General features: G+C 43.2%; 5 protein-coding genes. 4 read left to right on the forward strand and 1 reads right to left on the reverse strand.

Annotated features, from left to right (window positions below; all coding sequences use genetic code 11):
- Positions 1-505 (forward strand): hypothetical protein (locus tag IID12_10080; protein ID MCH8289432.1); only part of this gene is annotated, 505 nt, incomplete at its 5' end.
- Positions 506-583: 78 nt separating this feature from the next.
- Here IID12_10080 and IID12_10085 read toward each other — a convergent pair.
- Complete coding sequence (locus IID12_10085) at positions 584-1,072, reverse strand: response regulator (protein MCH8289433.1); 489 nt, start codon at positions 1,070-1,072, stop codon at positions 584-586.
- A gap of 870 nt (positions 1,073-1,942) precedes the next feature.
- Between IID12_10085 and IID12_10090 the strand changes: the two genes are divergently transcribed.
- From IID12_10090 to IID12_10100, 3 genes are all read left to right on the forward strand, one after another.
- Positions 1,943-2,329 (forward strand): hypothetical protein, encoded by a 387-nt coding sequence (locus IID12_10090; protein MCH8289434.1) that lies wholly within the window; start codon positions 1,943-1,945, stop codon positions 2,327-2,329.
- Between the two features lie 159 nt (positions 2,330-2,488).
- Complete coding sequence (locus IID12_10095) at positions 2,489-3,262, forward strand: DUF2470 domain-containing protein (protein ID MCH8289435.1); 774 nt, start codon at positions 2,489-2,491, stop codon at positions 3,260-3,262.
- A gap of 11 nt (positions 3,263-3,273) precedes the next feature.
- Positions 3,274-3,550 (forward strand): hypothetical protein (locus IID12_10100; protein ID MCH8289436.1); only part of this gene is annotated, 277 nt, incomplete at its 3' end.

Below are 3,550 nucleotides of genomic sequence, written 5' to 3' on the forward strand. Positions count from 1 at the left end.
TTATCGATTCAGGTTTGGGGAGATACTTTTACGTGCCGGTCTTCATGACCAGGCTATTGAATCTCTCGAAGGAATCATAGGTAAGGGTCGCGAAGTAGAAAATCATTTAACGGTTTTAGGCGAGGCTTACAGACTCGACGGTCAGCTCAATAAGGCATCATATTCAATTAGGAGGCAACTAGAAATTAAACCGGACGACGGTTTCGCGAATTTCATAATGGGAAAAATATTATCCGATTCCGCTGAATACGGCGAATCGATAATTTATTTCGAAAAAGCTCTTGTGAAAAGTGAAGGCGAGAACAAACTTGAGGTTATGACGCAGCTCGGCACCGCGTATTATAACATAAAGAAATACAAAAGCGCCCTTGTATATTTTGAGGAAGTATTCGAGTCACGTCCGAATTCACGTGCGCTGCTTACCTTATTGACCCTAACCCAAAGAAATCTGGGTAACCAAAGAGAATCTTTAAGATATCAAAATCTTATGGATGAAACTGAGTAATCAGAATACCATTTCCTGACAGCCTGAACGGGATAATCGAATTCGTAAGATTACCTATGCTTTTGAAATAGGGAGTGTCTATGATTGAGATTGTTTTTCTAATACGCCCTTCACTGTGTTCCATAGGTCTGTCCTGATGTTCACCGGTTTAAAGAGCAATGGGATACCCATTTCATTCAGTAAGTCCTTTGCGGCTTCTTTCGATTTCTCACCGGTCACCAGAACGATCGGTTGTTCGTTGTTTAAATCCCGAATCTTTTCCTGCAGAGTAAGTCCGTCCATACCGGGCATCATAATATCGGAGAGTACCACATCGGGTTGAAAGTTGTGGTAAATTCGAAATGCATCGCGTCCGTTATTTGCCGTTTGAACTATTAAACCTTTTTCCGAGAAGAACTCGGAAAACAGTGTTGTAATGTCATCATCGTCATCTATTATCAGGATCTTTTTATTTAAGGTCAGGTAGGTTTCTGAATGCTTTTCGGCTGCAGAGAAAGTCCCTTCTTTAAGGAGCTGTGCGCTGAACTCAATACCTCGTTGTAGTCCTTTTTGTAATTCCCCGTTCATCGTTTCCAAAGACCTGATCTTGTTCTCATATTGTTCGTGTGCCGATCTTTCCGAACTAATTTCCCGTACAAAGCCTTCGTTGAATACAGGACGACCGTGATCGTCGACGACTACGCGGGATCTTACTTCCAACCATATTTCACGAGCCACTTTCGTTTTCATACTCAAAGTGTCTATTATGGATTTGGAGCTTTCACCGGCAGACTTTCGTTTTTCCAATAAGTTTTTGTTGAGCTTTTCAGGGATACCGGAATTTATAAGCTCTTTATGAGTTTTAAATTCGAATATATTTGTGAGTAAATCGTTCACTTCGATCGTTTTTCCGTTCCGTGAACAGCGGTAATATCCGAGCTGAATCTCATCGGCGATCTCAGAGGCAGATAGATGTTTCCCGGTAAGATTTTCCTTGTTATGGGATTGGTCGTTCATGAGCGCTTTATGAGACTGCTTATCATACCTATCATAATCTCCCTTTCTGGCACCACAATTTATGGAATGTCCGATAATTATGCAATGATGATTTCAAACTTATTACCCGGGTTGAGTATAAGTAAAAAGCGCGAATCATATCATTTATCTGTGAAACTGAAAATAAACGAACGGTCATTTGACAGGTGTATATCACCCTAATAGGTGGAATAAACCACCAGTGGTTAGTCGGTTCGCTTTTTATATTAAATGTGGTCTAAATAACCTATAAAATGTCCGATCTCCTAAATATATTATAATTAGCATATTAGGGATATTCACTTTTTCTCATTCTTGATGCACATCACATCAAATCATGCCGGAAAGCATTGTGGCACAACACTTGCCACTATTATTATCAAATGAATGTAGACACGAGCAGAATAAGAGCAGGAGAATACTATGGGACAGCAGCAATTACTACTAATAGTCCTGGGGACAATCATAGTTGGAGTAGCTGTGATTGTCGGAATAAACATGTTTACCACAGGCGCCGTGAACGCAGAACGCGATGCACTCTTACAGGACGTCAATAGTGTGGCTTCTTCAGCTGTATCATTCTGGCGTAGACCGGCTGTTCTCGGCGGAGGCGCGAGAACTTTTGTGGGTGTGTCGGATATTACCAGGTTCGGCGCAGATTCATCGAATGCAAACGGAAATTTTGTTATGTCATCTATCACATCGGCCCAGTTTACATTGACTGCGACCGGTTCTAACGAAGGAGTTGTCATAGTGGCAACAATAACTCAACAGGGAGTTTCCGGAACACCGGCAATAACTCTACCATGATTTAAGCAAGTGTAAATCCTCCCTCCAGAAGGAGCCGGTTTTGTGCCACATCCGCGATGGCATCTGCCGGCTCCTTGAGGTATTAATTAGGTTGCAAAACCATTTCGTTCGGAATAACTTTCAATATAGGAATATTCCAAAGTCAGAAAGGATTAAATTATGCCGGATGAGAACAATTACGCAAAGGCAGCAAGAGACTTTATCACTTTTAACAGGAACGGAATCCTTTCAACCTCATCTGTTTCGAGACCGGGATATCCTCTCGGTTCAATAGTTCCATATGACGTAGACAACCAGGGCAGGTTGATCATACTGATTGCCGATATCTCGGAACACTATAAAAACTTAAGCGCCGATAATAAAGCGAGCGTATTGGTAAGTGACCAGTTCGGTATGCACGACCCGCAGGCTTTCGCCCGGGCGGCACTATTAGCGGACTTCACCAGAGTACCCGACGATGAATTGGAAGAAATTGCATGGTCATACAAGAGTAGATTTCCTGAAGCCGCCGAAAGGGAGAGACAACATGGATTCCTTTACATGAGGTGTGTACCGACGTCGGTCAGGTGGATAGGCGGGTTTGGAGAAATCGGATGGATTGATGGGCTTAAATATTCTGACGTACAACCCGATCCACTGGCGTATATAGGGTGGGAGATAATACAGCACATGAACAGAGACCACGAGAAAGCTATGCTGACCTATATCGAGGCGTACACCGATTTAAGCGTGAAAAACATAAAAGTTCAGATGACAAACATTTGCGAATCAAGTTTTACGCTTCAAACGATCAATGGGAACGGATATGAAAGGGTAGTTCTTGAATTTCCTCATCCGGTAACTGAGGCGACCGAGGCGCGGCGGACGCTGATCTCTATGCTGAGCGGCGCTCCCGAAAAGGTTCTCAGCAGCGCCACCGATAAAAATCTTTAGCCGAGCAGGATTTGGGGCAAAATAAGCGTGTAGGTTCAAGGGAGACAGGTCTTGAGATAGGACTTCTGCTCGGCAGATTTTTCCAGAATAGTGAAGATCTGCACTATGGATATTGGCATGATGGACTTGAAATTGAATTTTCCAATTTCGCCAGAGCCCAGCAGCACCATTCCGAAATCATAATATCAAACATCCCGGAAAACACCAAAACTGTCCTTGACGTCGGCGCCGGAGCGGGAGGATTGGCAAAGAGACTGCTCGACAACGGTTATGAAGTAGACTGTGTAT

It is taken from the genome of Candidatus Neomarinimicrobiota bacterium (assembly GCA_022567655.1).
Taxonomy (GTDB): domain Bacteria; phylum Fidelibacterota; class SORT01; order SORT01; family SORT01; genus JADFGO01.